The following is a 16,231-nucleotide window of genomic DNA, read 5'->3' on the forward strand; positions in this document are numbered from 1 at the left end:
AGTAAAAGGGAATTCTCTTCAGAACCTGATTTCGGGAACAGTATGAACAGCATTATCGCGGAAGCGGTCCAGTTACTGCAGCAGAATCAGCCGTTAAAAGCAGCGGAAATCTTAAGCCCTTACTATTATGCGAATCTGGATAACCCCCGGTTCCTGCATTTCTATGCCCTGGCGAAATCACAGTCAGGCGAGCACCGTGTGGGGGTGGATCTACTCAACAAAGCCATCGAACTGCAACCGCAGGTGGCCGAATACCATCACAACCTGGCTGCCATTTACAGACTGATTGGTGAGTTCCAGCTGTCTGAAGATCACTACCTGACCGCCCTGCGGCTGAAGCCCGATTATGCAGAGGCTTATTTCAATTACTCCGCCACCAGGAAATTTACCGCCGACGATCCGGTGATCGAACTGATTGAACAGCAGGCAGCCCGAAATGACCTGAGTGACGAAGATCGCTGCTTCCTCGGTTTTGCCGGCGGAAAGATCTTTAACGACATCAAAGATTACGAAAAGGCATTCACCTACTATGAAATGGGGAATCGCTGTCGAAATGCGAAGTTTGATGTAGAAGAGTTTCGAAAGGGAATTGACCGCACAATCGAAGTCTTCTCTGCAGAGACAATTCGGGAGCTGTCTCAACACGGTTTGCAGACAGACCTGCCGGTTTTCATCATTGGAATGCCTCGCACAGGGACGACCCTGGTCGAGCAGATCCTTTCCAGTCATCCGCAAGTACACGGTGCAGGCGAGCTGAGTGACATCTCCAGTATCGCCAGTACCCTGCCGCGACATACTCCCGGGCAGACACCGTATCCCGAGTGCATCCATCAGTTGCCCACCAATGCGTTCTCCGGATTTGGACAGGCATATCTGAAGCGTCTCCGCACGTTCGACTCACATGCCAGTCGCATCATCAACAAAATGCCTGGGAATTTTCTTCATCTCGGGCTCATTACAATTCTGTTTCCTCAGGCGAAAGTCATTCACTGCCGGCGCGATCCCCTCGATACCTGTCTCTCCTGCTATTTTCAGCGGTTTCGCCAGTGGCACGACTACTCACATGATCTCAAAGATCTGGGGCGATACTACCTCGAGTACGAGCGCTTGATGGAGCACTGGCAACAGGTTCTACCTCAGAAGCCTTACGAACTGGCATACGCTGACCTCGTTCAGAATCAGGAAGCCATCTCGCGGGAACTGGTTGAATTCATCGGCGTCGACTGGGATGATCAGTGCCTGGACTTTCATGCCAATCAGCGTCCTGTGACGACCGCAAGTAACTGGCAGGTAAGGCGTCCCATGAACCGTTCCGGCCTGGAGCGGTGGAAGAATTACGATCAGTATCTGGGCGGCTTACGTCAGGTGCTGGCCGGTGAAGAAAACACCGGCGAAGAGAACTGAAAACCGGAAACTAATCCAGGGCGTTTCACGGAATTGCAGGGATGATTCCCGTCTGGTTTTCAACCGATGACCACCAGAGTCGCCACAGCCGCTGGTTATAACCGAAATTCTGTTCGGTCAACTTCTGCAGGGCATCCAGCACCGCGCTGTTCTGGTGGACATGTTTGACTGAGACGGTACGCATGCGGACCTTGGGTTGCTGTGAGGGCAGGACGATCACCCCGTTGGGATAACGTCCCGCCAGTAGTCCCGCTTCTATCTCAGGTGGCAGCACAACACCTGAACCGCCGAACGATCCATTGCTGTTGAAACTGTACGTCGAAGTGGCATCTGGAACACGAACCCGGTAAGTATGGCTGGTCGTCAGGGCGTCAATCAGTTCAGGGACAACCTCCCGATCTCCAATCGCCGCCAGTCCCGCTCCAGCCCGCTGGACGATCAGATTCGATTTGTGCTTCAACGCTTCAATGAAGAAGACAATCGCCTGAGACGCATCGCGTGCGGAAAGCGCCTGCAGTGCCGCATCGCGAATGGCCTGATGCGGATCTGTCAGTGCCAGTTCTGCCAGCGGTCGCAACGGCAGGTGTCCGGGGATCTGCTGCAAAGTCGTCACCAGCAGTGACCGCAGGCTCAGATTCTCATGTTTGCCCAGGTTCCTGGCCAGACCGGCGACCGCGTTAGGGTCGTTGATATTCTGGATGTTCTGCAGTCCCTCGGACTGATATTGCGGATTCTGGCTGGTGAGCCAGGTAACCCACAGATTGATTTTTTTGCTCCAGGCACGTTCTGCTTCCAGGTCCGCCTGATTTTTTTCCAGCAGTTCCAGTTCTGCAGATGAAACATAGCGGCCCTTGTACTTCACATAGCCGTTTTTCCGCATGATCTGGTCGCGGGTCATCCATTGGCCATCACGTAAGGTATATCCCAGGGCTGCTCGTGCTTGCTCATGATCGGGATCAAGCTCGATCACTTTTTCCAGCTCCTGTAGACGAGGCGTCGTCAGGAAATTTTCGCGACACCATTCCGAAAGCTCCAGATGGGCTTCGACAGTGTCCTCTATCTGGTGAGCCCTGGATTCATATTCTTCAATCACCAGGGGACGGTTCGTAACGAACTCAATCTGCTGAGCATCAACGCTGATGCGGCCTCCGCTCAGCGTTTCGATGGTGCGTGTGGTCTCACCGCCAGCGCTCTCTTTCAGCAGCTTACCGCGAATTTCTCCCCCCTGTTTCAGCTTGATCAGATCAGCGCGAACCTCTTGCGCTGAATGGCACAGTCCCAGTGTCAAACACAGGACCACCGCCAGTCTGAAAACACCTGGAAACATCGAAGCGGAGCAGGGGAGTTTCATGCCAGTTCCCTTTCAGGCTGTGAGAGGATCAAAGCTTGATTTGCAGACAGGAAAACTGCTGTTATTTTATCACATTCAGGACCGGCTGAGTAGTTCCTGTTTCGCAGGAACGCAGGATTACTGCCGCATCCGACAGGAACCGCTTAATCAGTAAATCCGCCAGTATCAATAGTTGGTTGGGAGCTGCCTGTTAACAAATAACGTGCATGACCTGTTTGCATCAACCAATTTGATAAATCTGTTCAGTTTTGATGGTGAAAATTATTTTAATCTCGGCGGATCAATGCTGGATTCCAGCTTGGTTGTGTAGGTAGAATAGGGTGAGTGTGATATTTCTGGAGTCAGGAGCAGACCAGAATATTGCCTGTTTTTAAAGACTCTTTCGGTGTCTGATGATTCCATCATGTAGACTTGAGAGAGGGAGGTCTTGCATCGCTTCTGATGACTGAGATCATTCTCCGCGAATTTGAATCACCTGTTCTCCTAAATCATTCTGGAAAAGATTGACTATGTCTGGTTGGAAGATGCCCAAGTATTTGATTCTGGCGCTACTGGTTATGGGGCTGTGCTCTGAAAATCTGCAGGCGCAACGCTTAAACGAATCATCCGTGGGACTGACGGTTCCAACCCAGCGTTCGCTGGTCAAGCATAATCTGGAACGGGTCTGGTGGGGCCAGGCCACAGTGGACCCTCACCGGGACCGCATCGTGCATCTGACACTGGATGAAATTAATATCTACGCGATTTCCACTTCCGGGATCATCACTGCGTTCAATAATGAAACGGGAAAGAAGCTCTGGTCGACACAGATGGGGCGGGGGAATAACGCCAGTTATCCGCCGGTTTCCAATTCAAAATACGTGTTCATCACGGTCGGAACGAAGATCTATTCCATCGATCGGATGAATGGTGAGATCGACTGGGAACTGCAACTTCCCACATCAGCTTCTACCAGCCCGACCGTTGACGAAGACGCACTTTACGTTGGCACACTGGATGGTCGTGTCTATGCCTGGAATCTGCGAAAACTGAAAGAGTTGAGCGGCGAATCCAAATTACCTGCCTGGCGTGATCTTGCCATTCGCTGGACCTTCCAGACAGGCGATGCCATTACGACTCCTTCGCTTGTGACTCCTCGCGCTCTCGTATTTGCCAGTCAGGATGGATCGCTGTATTCCGTCACCTTGTCCGATCGGAAGCTGACGTATCAGTTTGAAACCGACGCACCGATTGCCACCGATCTGGCAGAAAATAAAAATAGTGTATACCTCGCTTCCGAGGATCAGAATCTGTATTGCCTGAATATTCTGAATGGTATTGTCCGCTGGAGAATCCGGACCTCATTTCCGATCCGCATTCCGGTCATGGTTCTGGAGAACGAAGTCTATCTCTCTTCACGCAAGAGCGGCCTGTTCCAGCTCTCCAGTGAAACCGGTATGGAAGAATGGTGGCAGCCATTGGGTTCGACCTTTATTTCCATGTCACCCACTCGGGTTTATGCGACGGATGAACTGGGGAATCTGCTCGTGCTGTCCCGCAAGGACGGAGCACTGCTCTCTGCAGTTCCTCTGCGAAAGTATCAGGTCAAGCTCATGAACGAATTGAACGACCGTATTTTCTGTGCTTCTGAATCAGGCGTCATTCTCTGTCTCAAACAGAAAGATCTGCCGTTCCCGATTCGCTTCAAGCACCAGGATAAATACCCGATTCTGCCCGAAGTGGCTCCCGAACCTGCTGCGGATAATGCGAATACTGAAGCTCCGGCGACTGAAAACCCTGTGCAGTAGTCAGGTTCGCCTCTTCTGCTGAAGCAGGGTATGCCTCGTTTGTTTTCTGACCAGAGAGTGGCTAAACTGACCTCTGGTTGAGTGCCCGAGAGGATGATTCTGTGGCCTGTGTCGCGCAGGCCCCCTTTTGCCGCGCACTCAGGTACGCTTTTTCTCTCTCAGAAATACTGTATTTCTGTATTCTTCGGAAATTGATTTAGAAACAAATGAGCGATTCTTATCCGCGTCGGGCGTTGGTCAGTGTCAGTGACAAATCGGGTCTGGATGATTTTGTCAAAGGTCTGGCTGAACTGGGTTTTGAGTTTATCTCCACGGGGGGCACACGCCGTTACCTCGAAGAGCAGGGAGTCAATGTCATTGACATCTCTACTTACACGGGCTTCCCTGAGATCATGGATGGACGCGTCAAGACTCTGCATCCCAAGGTCCATGGTGCCATTCTGGGACGTCCCGATCTCCCCAGCGATGCGGCTTCGATCAAAGAGTTTGAAATCGTGCCATTCGAACTGGTGGTCTGTAATCTGTATCCTTTTGAAGCCACCATTGCCAAACCAGATGTGACCCTGTCCGAGGCCATTGAACAGATTGATATCGGCGGGCCCAGCATGGTTCGTTCCGCTGCTAAGAATCATGCCTATGTCGGCATCGTGACCAATCAGTCGCAGTATGATCGCGTGCTTGATGCACTCAAATCTGGTCCGCTGACTCCCGAATTTCGACTGGAACTCTCTGCTGCTGCGTTTGAAATGACTGCACGCTATGATCGGGCGGTTGCCAACTTCATGGCTTCGGTTTTGCCTGCAGAAGCAGATTCACAAAGCCGTTTCCCCGAATCGGTCAGCATCAGCCTGGAGAAGCGGGATCAGCTGCGCTACGGCGAGAACCCTCACCAGGGAGCCGCTTTCTACGCCGAACAGAATCCGCCGGCAGCCAGCGTCGCTCAGGCAGAGCAGTTGAACGGTAAAGAACTGTCCTATAATAATTACCTGGACTTGGATGCCGCCCTGCAGATCGCCAGTGATTTTGATCAGCCAGCCGCTGTGGTTATTAAACACACCAATCCCTGTGGTTGTGCCACTGCAGAGACGCTCGCTGAAGCATTCGAAAAAGCCTATGCTGGAGACCCGGTCAGTGCCTTCGGTTCCATTTTGAGTTTCAATCGTCCCGTCGATCAGGCGACGGCAGAAAAACTCTGCGAACCCAATCGGTTCATCGAAGCCATCATCGCCCCGGATTATGAACCCGCGGCTTTCGAACTGCTGACCACAAAGCCTAAATGGAAAAAGAATGTCCGCCTGATGAAGTGCCCGATGATGCAGGAGCCGGCTGAACCCAGCCTGGACTATCGTCGTGTATCCGGCGGTCTGCTGGTGCAGGAAAAAGATGAACTGCGTGACGATAAGAGCGACTGGAAAGTCGTCACAGAACGCGAGCCCACGCCAGAAGAACTCAACAGTTTGAGCTTTGGCTGGGTTGTCTGCCGCCACGTGAAATCGAATGCGATCGTCATTGCCAAAGATGAAATGCTGCTCGGAGCCGGAGCAGGGCAGATGAGTCGTCTCGATTCATCCTACATCGCCGCTTACAAAGCCGGTGATCGGAGCCAGGGTTCAATCGTCGCCTCAGATGCGTTCTTCCCCTTCCGCGACGGTGTGGATGAAGCTGCCAAAGCAGGCGTGACCGCCATTATTCAGCCGGGTGGTTCCGTGCGGGATGAAGAAGTCATCGCGGCCTGCAATGAGCACAACATCGCGATGATCTTTACCGGTCGCCGTCATTTCAAACATTAAGCCGCTGAGATTGACTGCTGACGCAGGTATCTGAAATAATATCGCCGTGTGATGGGCTTGAACCTGTCACACGGCGTTTTTTATTTCGCATTTACACGTTTGTGCCAGGCAGCATACCTCCGGGATAAAGACTCGACTTTCTCCGGATGTTGGGCTGCCAGGTTAGTGGTCTCTGTGCCGTCGTCTTTCAGATTGTAGAGTTCCCACTTTGTCGGCTGCTGGCGTGGTCGGATTGCTTTCCAGTCACCACTGATAATCGACTGCTGGCGGGGCAGGTCCCAGCAGAGTTCCGAATAAGGCTTACGTAGTTTCCCCTCAAAAATAGGTAACAGGCTGTGACCTTCGATGGGCAGAGGGTGGCGCCCTTGAAACTCCTGGGGATACTCGGCTCGGGCAACATCCAGAAATGTGGGCATAAAGTCCATCACATGTCCCGTCTGTCTGGTGACGGTACCTCCCTGCTGGATGACCTTGGGCCAGCGTACGATGAGTGGCGTGCGGATACCACCATCGTAACCTTCCAGTTTCGTTCCCCGGAAAGGCGTATTGCTGGTCGTCGCCCAGGCCAGACCGTAGGCGGCAAAGGTATCATGGGGTCCAGGCATGTGATCAGGACCACTGCCCGGTTTGATCGGCACCTGGTCGCGTCGCCAGTTTTTGTTGGGTCGTTTCTCACTGAATCCCATGCCACTCTGTGAGGGAGCCAGTCCACCATCGGGGGCGGCACCATTGTCAGACAGAAAAATGACCAGCGTATTTTCTGCTGCGTCCGCCTCTTTCAGAGCACGCAGCAATTGTCCCAGGCCACGGTCTATCGATTTCACCTGGGCTGCATACACGGCCATCCGTTCTGCCTGCCAGCGTTGATTTGGCTCTTCGGACCAGTTGCGAATGCTGGCTGCCTGAGGTGCTAACTCCCATTCCTGTGGAATCAGTCCGGTTGACCGTTGATGTGCAAAACGACGGGCACGAACCTGATCCCAGCCCAGTGTCAGGTATTGTTCACGGTAGCGGGCGATTTCCTGTTCCCGGGCATGCAGGGGCCAGTGTGGAGCGATATGGGCGACATACAGCAGAAACGGTTGTTCGCCAGCCAGACCTTCCTGAAGAAACTGCAGTGCGTGATCATTGAGGGCATCAGTCAGGTAAAAATCGTCGGGTAGTTCGATTCGTTTGCGATCCAGGTAATACGGATTCTGAGCAACTTCATGAAAGTAGCTGATTTTACCCTGGCACATTGGTCCATAAAAACGATGAAATCCCCGATCGAGGGCGGAGTCTCTGCCCTGCCACTTTCCGACCATCATCGTCCGATACCCGGCCTGTTGCAGGACTTCACCAAATGTCACGCAGACGTCAAAATTCTTGGGTTCGTTCCAGCGGTCTCCACGATGACCTGTCTGCTGACAGTAAAGCCCTGTCAACAGAGAAGCTCGGGTCGGGCCACAGATGGCATTGTTATAAAACTGAGTGAAACGCATGCCGTCACGAGACAGGCTGTCGATGTGGGGCGTATCGATTTCACCTCCGTAGCAGCCAATATCAGACCAGCCCAGGTCATCTGCCATGACAAGTATGATGTTGGGACGCTGATCAGAATTATCAAATCCCCACAAAACAGAACAGCTGAGGAGCAGAGCTAACAACAGGCAGGAGCGGAGCAACATTCGGTTCATGGCGAGTCAATCAGGCTGAGATACGGCGAGAACAGGAACAGAAGACATGTAAGACGCTGTTTCTCATCTTACCAGACTGATTTCAGAAACGTCAATTTTCGCTTGAATAAACAGCGACGGATCAGAGCAAAATCGCATGCCACACTGCGCAAAAGAAGAGAGCCTTCCCGAATCAGGAAGGCTCTCTTTGATTTCTACCACATCATTCGGGATTGGGAATGACGGGTGATTCAATCTTGATCGTCGGTATTAGAAGACGAGGATTACGTCAGTACCAACGGTGAACTGGCTGTCCTTGGTTCCACCATTAGAGGTTTGCCAGGGATCTGAACCGTCAGCCCAGTCCCAGCGGACTTCAGGACGAACCTGAATGCAGGAGTTGAGCTTGTGGTTGATACCAGCGGTAATTTCGTAGTAGTTCGTGCCCGGAGCACCCAACTGGGTACCGTTGTGGTCACGCCACCATTCAACACGCATACCAGCACGGGTTGAATCGCAGATATCGTAGAACAGGTACTGGTTGATACCGTAAGCTTCAGCTGTTACGCCAGCAGCATTAGCATCACCGTTCGGGTAGAACATGTGGTCGTGCTGGAATACGTAGCTCAGGTTTTCAGACAGTTTCTGCTGAGCAACAAGGCTGAAGATGGTCAGGTTGGAAGTACCACCGAAAGCGTCGTTTTCACCACCAGAGCTGATGGCGAATGTGACTGAGGTGTCTTCACTGTCGCTGGTCCAGCCTACAGAACCCAGGAAGCTCCACTCATTGTTCTGATTTTCAAAATCGTCCCAACCTGTGGTGATACCACCGGTCAGTGAGATGTTGTCGCTCAGGTCAGTGCTGGCCAGAACACCGGTGTGGGTAAACGGCTCATCGTACTGCATGGTATAAGCATGTGAGTAGAAGAAGTTACCGGTAGCAGGTACAACTTCGTAACCGATAACGGTGTAGAAGTGACCAACGTTAACGGTAACGCCGTTCCCGATAGGAGCATAGACTGAAGCGTACATCTGCGGCATAGCCAGGCCGATCTGGTTGGCAGTGGCGATGTCGTTGTCAGACCAGCGACCATCGAAGTTGGGGGTGTTGTTTGGACCACCGAATACGGCAGTATCAGCAGCGTCTGAACCGACGAGCAGGTCAACACGACCACCCCAGCCGAAGCAGTCTTCGTTGGCGGCAGCGTCTTTTTCCAAAACAAAGTATAGCTGGTTCAGCATGAACTGGCTGTCAGCCTGGTTGAATCCAACACCCGGGGTGTTCAGATTGTTTGCAGGACGGTTTCCGTTGAATGTAATCCCGAATTCCAGCCAGCCACTCAATTTCCAGCCGTTATCTTCCAGGATGTTTCCACAGCCGTCGCAGTCGTCAAACAGACGAGTCAGACGTCCGCTGCAGCAATCACCATCATCACCGGCTTCTTCACCACAACATGTGTTGAGATCGGTGCAGCCATCAGTGGTGCAGGTAGGGGCACAGGTTTTAGGGGCACAACATTCAGCGGTTAACCGCTCGAGTTCGACAGCCAGCTTGTCACCAGCATCCTCGAACACTTTCGTGCAGCAAGGGTTTGATGCGGGGGCGCACGAGGGAGCACAACCGGCATCACCACCAAATGCTGGCGAAACAGCCATGAGACCCAGCCCGCTCAGCAGGAGCCCAGTCAGTCTGGCTTTTCGTTTCAATTCCTTCAGTTTTCGCATATTTTAACTCCTGAGTACACCTTCTTGGGTGCTTGGTCTCCATACCGTCAGAAGGGAAGCGCGCATGCTTTCCGGTAATTTAGTTTGGTTGAAGCCATACTGACGGTTAAATTCAATTTCCCATCGTTAGATTAAGAGAACCAGTAATGGTCCACAAATTGAGCGCTAACTTAACGATGGCTCTAACTCGGAATATCGGAATTCTCAGTAGTGCTTTTGATCAAAAGAGATACGTCAAGAATATTCTGACTGATCGGGAGGGTCTGACTTTTGTCGCCAGATTGCGGAGCCGGAATAGTTTAACAGTTGCTGAAGAATGTTAAACTTGCGCGAATATTATGCACTGAACGCGCAGTAACCCTCAATACTCATATAAAGTAATGGGAATATAAGAGTTTGTATGCAGACTAATTAACAGGCATCAGGCGAATAAAGCGTCGACAAAACCTTGTGGATTAAAGAGTTCAAGGTCGTCGATTTGCTCTCCCACGCCTATATATTTGACCGGTATCCCCATCTTCTGGCGGATCGCAACGGTCACTCCACCCCGGGCTGTACCATCTAATTTTGCTAAAATTATTCCAGAACACTCGATTGCATTCGAGAAATGTTCTGCCTGGCTCAGACCATTTTGCCCAGTCGTTGCATCCAGAACCAGCAGGTTCTCGTGTGGTGCACCCGGGATCTTCTTATCTACGACACGTTTAATCTTTTCCAGCTCTTCCATGAGGTTGGTATGTGTCTGCAGACGGCCCGCAGTATCAATAATTAAATAGTCAACGCCGGTTTCCAGGGCCCGTTCACAACCGGAGTAAGCAACACTGGCCGGATCGGTGCCGTCGGGGCGGGTCACAATTTCACAACCCAGGCGGCTGGCCCACATGGTCAGCTGTTCCACAGCGGCCGCACGGAACGTATCACCCGCAGCCAGCAGAACCGTTTTATTCTGTTTAAGAATCAGGTTTGACAGTTTGGCGATCGAAGTTGTCTTTCCGACCCCGTTAACACCAGCAACCAGAATGACCGTCACACCATCCGGATTGTGTTTCAGGGGGGACAGGGGATTATTCAGGTCCCAGCGGGTATCACCTTCTCCCTCCAGCAGCGTCCGGATCTTTTCCTTCACGGTTTCCTGAATTTCATCCAGGATCACGGTACGACCACCATGTTTCTTGCGGATTTCATTGCAGATGGCTGCCGAAGAGACAACGCCCATATCCGTCTTAATCAGTCGCGCTTCGAATTCTTCAATTTTCTGATCATCCAGAATCTCCCCCGCCTTGAACAGGTCGCGAACATCGGTGCGCAGGACATCCTTAGTTTTCTCCAAGCCACGTTTCAAGCGGTCAAACAGACCCATTATTATACTTTCTTACTGGATGATACTTAGCTATGAATCAAATGTGATTACCGACTGGGATAATATAGTGTAGCGGAACAGACGGCAAGTTACTCACTTTTAAAGGGCGGAATGGTCTCTAACCAGCGGCATCCAGCAGCTGATTGAACCGCTGCATCGCCTCTGACCAGACAGCCTGATCCTGAGGTTCATATGTTGTCGTTTCCGTCGAATTCCTGACGATCTCACGAATTTCAGCCAGTGAGCTGACAGCACCTGCCGCTCGAGCCTGGACCAGTACATTTCCCAGCCCGGTCGCCTCCACAGGTCCCGTGATGACCGGGATCTGACAGGAATTCGCGGTAAACTGGTTGAGCAGCTCGTTCTTGGTTCCACCGCCGACTATATGTAGAACGGTAATGGGGGTCCCCGTCAGTTCTTCCAGCCAGTCGAGCACCTTGTGATATTTCAGAGCCAGGCTCTCCAGTGCACAACGCACAAACTGTCCCGGAGTCTCGGGGACCGGCTGGTTGGTCTCCTGACAGTACCCTTTGATTTCTTCACGCATGTCTACCGGGCTCAGGAACCGGGGATCATCGGGATCCACCAGGGACCGGAATGGCTCTGCCTCCGTGGCAGCCGTGGTCAGCTCCGTGTAATCGAGTTCGGTTCCCTCCCGCTCATAGCACCGCTTGCATTCCTGTACGAGCCAGAGCCCCATGATGTTTTTCAGCAGACGATACGTTCCATCAATGCCCCCTTCATTCGTGAAATTCAATTCGAAGGCCCGTTTGCCGAGAACCGCCTGGTTGACTTCGACCCCCATCAGGGACCAGGTTCCTGAACTGATATACGCCCAGTCGGGGTTGCCTGTATTGGCAGTGGGAATCGCAGCGACCGCGGAAGCCGTATCATGGGTCGCGGGAGCAACAACTTCAATTTTAGAGAGACCGGTCTGCCGCATCACTTCTTCCCGTAAGGTCCCCAGCTTTGTTCCGGGTTGAACCAGCTTGGGCAGCATTGCGGTGGGGATCTCCAGTTGGCGTAACAGTTCATACGACCAGTCGCCTGTCACAGGGTTGAGGCACTGGGTCGTGGTCGCATTGGTAAACTCAACGACCTGACTCCCCGAGAGCAGCCAGTGGAAAAAGTCCGGCATGAGCAGTAACACGTTTGCCTGGTTCAGCAGTTCCGGATCGCTCTGCTGCATCGCCAGCAACTGGTAAAGTGTGTTGATTTCCATGAACTGCACGCCGGTGGCATCGAAAATCTCCTGCTGGGGCACCCGGGAGATGGCCAGGTTTAACATACCTTCTGTGCGCGGATCTCGATAATGATAAGGCTGTCCCAGGAGTTCCTGTTTCTCTGAGAGCAGGGCATAGTCAACGCCCCACGTATCCACACCGACGGAGATGATCTGCTCCCCGTATTTCTGTGCAGCCAGTGACAGGCCCTTGAGGATCGAAGACCACAGGCCAATGACGTTCCAGCGTTTCGTACCGGCAACCGTAACCGGCCCATTGCTGAACCGGTAAATCTCTTCGAGGCGAATCTGCTGGTTCTCCAGAATGCCTGCCAGCACACGTCCACTTTCTGCCCCCAGATCGACTCCCAAAAAACACTGTGATGGCATGGATCAGCCCTTTTGATTCTAAAAAGCGGTGTTGATAAACTAGGATTTAATGCTTCACAATTGAAACTGCATATTACAAAAAGTTCGCGGGAATTTCATTGGCTACCGGTTGTCCCTGCTGAAAGAATTCTCGATCATAAGCCAGACAACCGAAATCATTCTGATCGCCGGGACATCCCTGGCTGGACTCACATCGACTGATACGACTGAGAGACATCGACTATGAAAGCGCTATCAATACTTTTTCTCCTGATCGCCGCCTGCGGTCTCACTCAGAATAACGCCTCCGCGGCTGAACCGGTCAAACTGATCTTCGACACCGATATCGGAAATGACATTGATGATGCCCTGGCACTGGCCGTCATTCATGCACTGCAGAGCCGGGGGGAGTGCGAACTGCTGGCCGTCACGAGCAGTAAGGATAATCCGTATTCGGTGCTATACTGCGATGTTGTGAATACGTTTTACGGTCGCCCAGAAATCCCACTGGGACGCGTGGAGCAGGGGAAAACTCCCCAAGACGGATCCTACGTGCGGAAGGTGGTCGAATACGCGTCCGAGGGGAAGCCTGTTTTTCCTCGACAGTATGACTCTGCAGATCGACTGCCGGAAGCCGTCAGCCTGCTCCGCAAGACACTGGCCGCTCAACCCGATCATTCGGTGGCTCTGGTCGTGGTCGGTTTTTCCACGAACATCGCCCGCCTGCTCAAGTCTCCTGCAGATGACATCAGTCCGCTGACAGGAAAAGAACTGGTCAGCCAGAAAGTCAAACTGCTTTCACAGATGATCGGGCGCTTCGAACCCGGCAAGCCAGCCTCCTTCCACGAATATAATGTCAGGGAAGATGTCCCCGCCGCTCGTACCCTGTTTGAACTGTGGCCGGAAAATGTTCCCGTGGTAGCCAGCGGCTGGGAAATTGGCAGGGCGATTCAGAACCGGTCGACCAGCATTCTCAATGACTATAACTATGTGAAATATCACCCGGTCAAACTGGGGTACGAATACTGGCACAAAATGCCTTACGACCGTCCCACCTATGACCTGACCAGTGTCCTGTATGCAGTACGTCCCGATCGCGGCTACTTTGGCAAGTCGGCGCCGGGACAACTGAAGATCAATGAGTCTGGCAGACTGGAACACCTTACAGAAAAAGCAGGCAACCATTATTTTCTGACCGTCACGCCACAGCAGGTAGTGCGTACTCAGGAAGTCCTGGAAAGTCTGTCCAGTCAGCCCCCGGCACACTGATACCAAACCGGGACTCAAGTCCCCTCTTTCAATAGTTAGCAGAATTTCATGAGTGAGCAGACTGAACAATCCACAGATCCGACATTTGGTACTCGTTTTAAAACGGCGTTGAAAAACCTGGGGATCGGCATTGTGTTCCTGATTGCGGGGTTGTTTTTACTCTGGCATAACGAAAGCAGAATTCTGGAACGGGAACAGAGTATCACTCAGGCGGAAGCAGTTCTTTCTGAAGCCAGCACCGATCCAGAATCTGGAGCAGAAACAAAGTCTGCTCCCCAGGATACTCAGGTCACCACTCCCTTTCGCTGGGCCTTACGACTTGGTGGCTGGGTGATTCTGTTTCTGGGGCTGGCGACACTCTTTAAACCACTGGTCGTACTCGTTGATAAGATTCCCTTGATCGCCAATTTCGTCGGACGCGGGATCACGGTCTTCGCATTGCTCAGCTCATTAAGCCTGACCCTGCTCCTGATATCAGCCGTCTGGATGGTCGCGCGACCCGTCTTCGGGGCACTGATGCTGCTGGCCGGAATCGTCCCGCTCTTCATCTTATATCGCTCCGGCAGAAAAGCGCGACTCAAACAGGCCTGGAAAAACGCCTGAGTCTCCCTCTGCAGTGATCTCGCTCTTCTCTCTGATTACAGGATCCGGCTACGCGCTGCCATATCCCTCCATCTTACCTAAGTTGATGCGTTCTCACGTTCGGCTTCCGAACTTTCTGTCCAAGAACGCAGGATTCCTACAAGTCGAATAACCCTCATAACCGATACCTTTGATATATCTAATACCCATCACGCAGGAAATCCTGCGCGAGAGGGGGGGGATTTACTGAACTGTCCCGTGTTTCAGGGCGGTTTCGTAGAGTATCCGGCTTGTCGACTTCTTTATAATGAGATTGAAGTACAACATGGTTAATCCGGCCTATCGTTTAATGATTGGGATGATTGTTCTCCTGTCGGGAGTGGGCTTCCGTACTGCGCAGGCACAATATTCTCCTGCCATGGGGCAGCCCGGCGCACAGGGTAATCCGTACGCGACTGCGTCCTATGGTGGTGGTCACAAAGGGGGCATGGTCTATGAACCAGCGCCAGAATATTACGCATCTCCCGATCAGTATGCTTCAGAGTATTATGCACCCGATTATTACGGCGCCACGAGTAATTCGGGGACAGTGATGCGGGTGCTCCCGGAAGACCGGGGCTGGGGCTACGATCACCCCTGGGATGGTTTTTTCAAGAACCTGGCTGAAAACAGCTGGTTACGCGTCGAATATATGCTGGTGAAATCCCCTCCAGGAAATCAGCTGATTGGTGCACCAATTCCCTCTGGCAATGATCCGCGTCTGCCCTTTACCACCGCTGATTTCGACGGCTTGGGTACTCTATCTACTAAGGAGGCGGATCTGAGTTCGATCGGCACACAGGGAACCAACGGGCTGCGTGGAACCTTTGGTATCGACTTCGAAAGCGGTACCCTTGAAGCCATCTTCTTTGGAACTCAATCGGACGTCAGTTCTCTCTCCTACGGTCAGGCGGATCTGTTGGGGCCTGAGTTCGGTCAGACAGACTTGATTTCGATCAATACCCTCGTCGATGGCCAGGTTGGAATTGCCGGTAGAAACTTCAATCAGAAGTTTGCCGTGAATTACCGCTCTCAGGCTTGGGGAGCGGAAAGTAATTATGTCGTCAATACAGACAGACTGTTTTTCAAGACAATCTATGGTGTTGGTGGATTTCAGATGCGTCCTCTGTTAGGTTTCCGCTATTTAAAAATCGCAGAAGATATGAAAGTCACCGGGGACTTTGAAGAGCTTAATACCACCCCCGAAGTTCCTCTGTTCACATCAACAATTGAGTCGTCCACCAACAACAAACTGTATGTTCCGCAGGCTGGTATTCGCATGGAGTTTGTACATCCCTGGTTCACGATCTCAGCTGAACCCAAATTCGGTTTCGGTGTCAACCATTACAAGGGGAGTGTCCTGACCGATCAGTTCTTCGGACCGACGGACCCCACACACCTCACACAGATCTCACAGACTCGTTTCTCTCCCACCTTTGAATTCGGCGTGAATGCCCGCTTCCATTTGAACCAGTGGTTCACCTTCAACGTGGGGTATAACTTCCTGTGGGCCAATCAGATTGCCCGTCCCGGCACGATTGTCTATTACAACACCAGCACCGTCAGCAACGTCTCCCTGCAGGCACAAGACAGCCTGGACAGCTACAAGCTGCACGGTCTGGTTCTGGGGGGTGAAATCCGCTGGCCGTAAGGCGTGTAGATTTCAGAGAAATAAGGT

11 protein-coding genes are annotated in these 16,231 nt (G+C 52.3%); 6 read left to right on the forward strand and 5 right to left on the reverse strand.

From position 1 onward, the window contains the following. Positions 1–42: 42 nt before the first annotated feature. Entirely contained in the window at positions 43–1,404 is a 1,362-nt protein-coding gene (locus RID21_RS06320) for a sulfotransferase family protein (protein ID WP_350187815.1), read from the forward strand. A gap of 25 nt (positions 1,405–1,429) precedes the next feature. On the opposite strand, the gene RID21_RS06325 is transcribed toward RID21_RS06320, so the two are convergent. Then, entirely contained in the window at positions 1,430–2,755 is a 1,326-nt protein-coding gene (locus RID21_RS06325) for a HEAT repeat domain-containing protein (protein ID WP_350187816.1), read from the reverse strand. Between the two features lie 509 nt (positions 2,756–3,264). On the opposite strand from RID21_RS06325, the gene RID21_RS06330 reads away from it, so the two are divergent. Next, positions 3,265–4,542, forward strand: a complete 1,278-nt coding sequence (locus RID21_RS06330) for an outer membrane protein assembly factor BamB family protein (protein WP_350187818.1) — start codon at positions 3,265–3,267, stop codon at positions 4,540–4,542. Positions 4,543–4,748: 206 nt separating this feature from the next. Then, positions 4,749–6,332 (forward strand): bifunctional phosphoribosylaminoimidazolecarboxamide formyltransferase/IMP cyclohydrolase, encoded by a 1,584-nt coding sequence (purH, locus tag RID21_RS06335; protein ID WP_350187820.1) that lies wholly within the window; start codon positions 4,749–4,751, stop codon positions 6,330–6,332. An 80-nt stretch (positions 6,333–6,412) separates the two neighbouring features. Here purH and RID21_RS06340 read toward each other — a convergent pair whose 3' ends face one another. The 4 genes from RID21_RS06340 to rhaB all read right to left on the reverse strand — a co-directional run bounded on the left by RID21_RS06340 (position 6,413) and on the right by rhaB (position 12,684). Then, positions 6,413–8,008 (reverse strand): arylsulfatase, encoded by a 1,596-nt coding sequence (locus RID21_RS06340; protein WP_350187821.1) that lies wholly within the window; start codon positions 8,006–8,008, stop codon positions 6,413–6,415. A 249-nt stretch (positions 8,009–8,257) separates the two neighbouring features. After that, positions 8,258–9,712 carry a porin gene (locus RID21_RS06345; protein ID WP_350187822.1) on the reverse strand — a complete coding sequence of 485 codons (1,455 nt, stop codon included), beginning with the start codon at positions 9,710–9,712 and terminating at the stop codon, positions 8,258–8,260. Positions 9,713–10,133: 421 nt separating this feature from the next. Further along, positions 10,134–11,072 (reverse strand): signal recognition particle-docking protein FtsY, encoded by a 939-nt coding sequence (gene ftsY, locus RID21_RS06350; protein ID WP_350187824.1) that lies wholly within the window; start codon positions 11,070–11,072, stop codon positions 10,134–10,136. Positions 11,073–11,190: 118 nt separating this feature from the next. After that, positions 11,191–12,684: a rhamnulokinase gene (gene rhaB / locus RID21_RS06355; RefSeq protein ID WP_350187825.1), complete on the reverse strand. Its 1,494-nt coding sequence runs from the start codon at positions 12,682–12,684 to the stop codon at positions 11,191–11,193. 222 nt (positions 12,685–12,906) lie between these two features. Here rhaB and RID21_RS06360 point away from each other — a divergent pair, with 222 nt between their 5' ends. From RID21_RS06360 to RID21_RS06370, 3 genes are all read left to right on the forward strand, one after another. Continuing rightward, positions 12,907–13,932: a nucleoside hydrolase gene (locus RID21_RS06360; protein ID WP_350187827.1), complete on the forward strand. Its 1,026-nt coding sequence runs from the start codon at positions 12,907–12,909 to the stop codon at positions 13,930–13,932. Between the two features lie 48 nt (positions 13,933–13,980). Beyond that, the gene (locus RID21_RS06365) at positions 13,981–14,535 is read left to right on the forward strand and encodes a TMEM43 family protein (protein WP_350187828.1); all 555 of its coding nucleotides are present in this window, start codon (positions 13,981–13,983) and stop codon (positions 14,533–14,535) included. Between the two features lie 304 nt (positions 14,536–14,839). Beyond that, positions 14,840–16,204 carry a BBP7 family outer membrane beta-barrel protein gene (locus tag RID21_RS06370; RefSeq protein WP_350187829.1) on the forward strand — a complete coding sequence of 455 codons (1,365 nt, stop codon included), beginning with the start codon at positions 14,840–14,842 and terminating at the stop codon, positions 16,202–16,204. The last annotated feature ends 27 nt before the right edge of the window (positions 16,205–16,231 follow it).

Source organism: Gimesia sp. (genome assembly GCF_040219335.1).
Lineage (GTDB): Bacteria > Planctomycetota > Planctomycetia > Planctomycetales > Planctomycetaceae > Gimesia.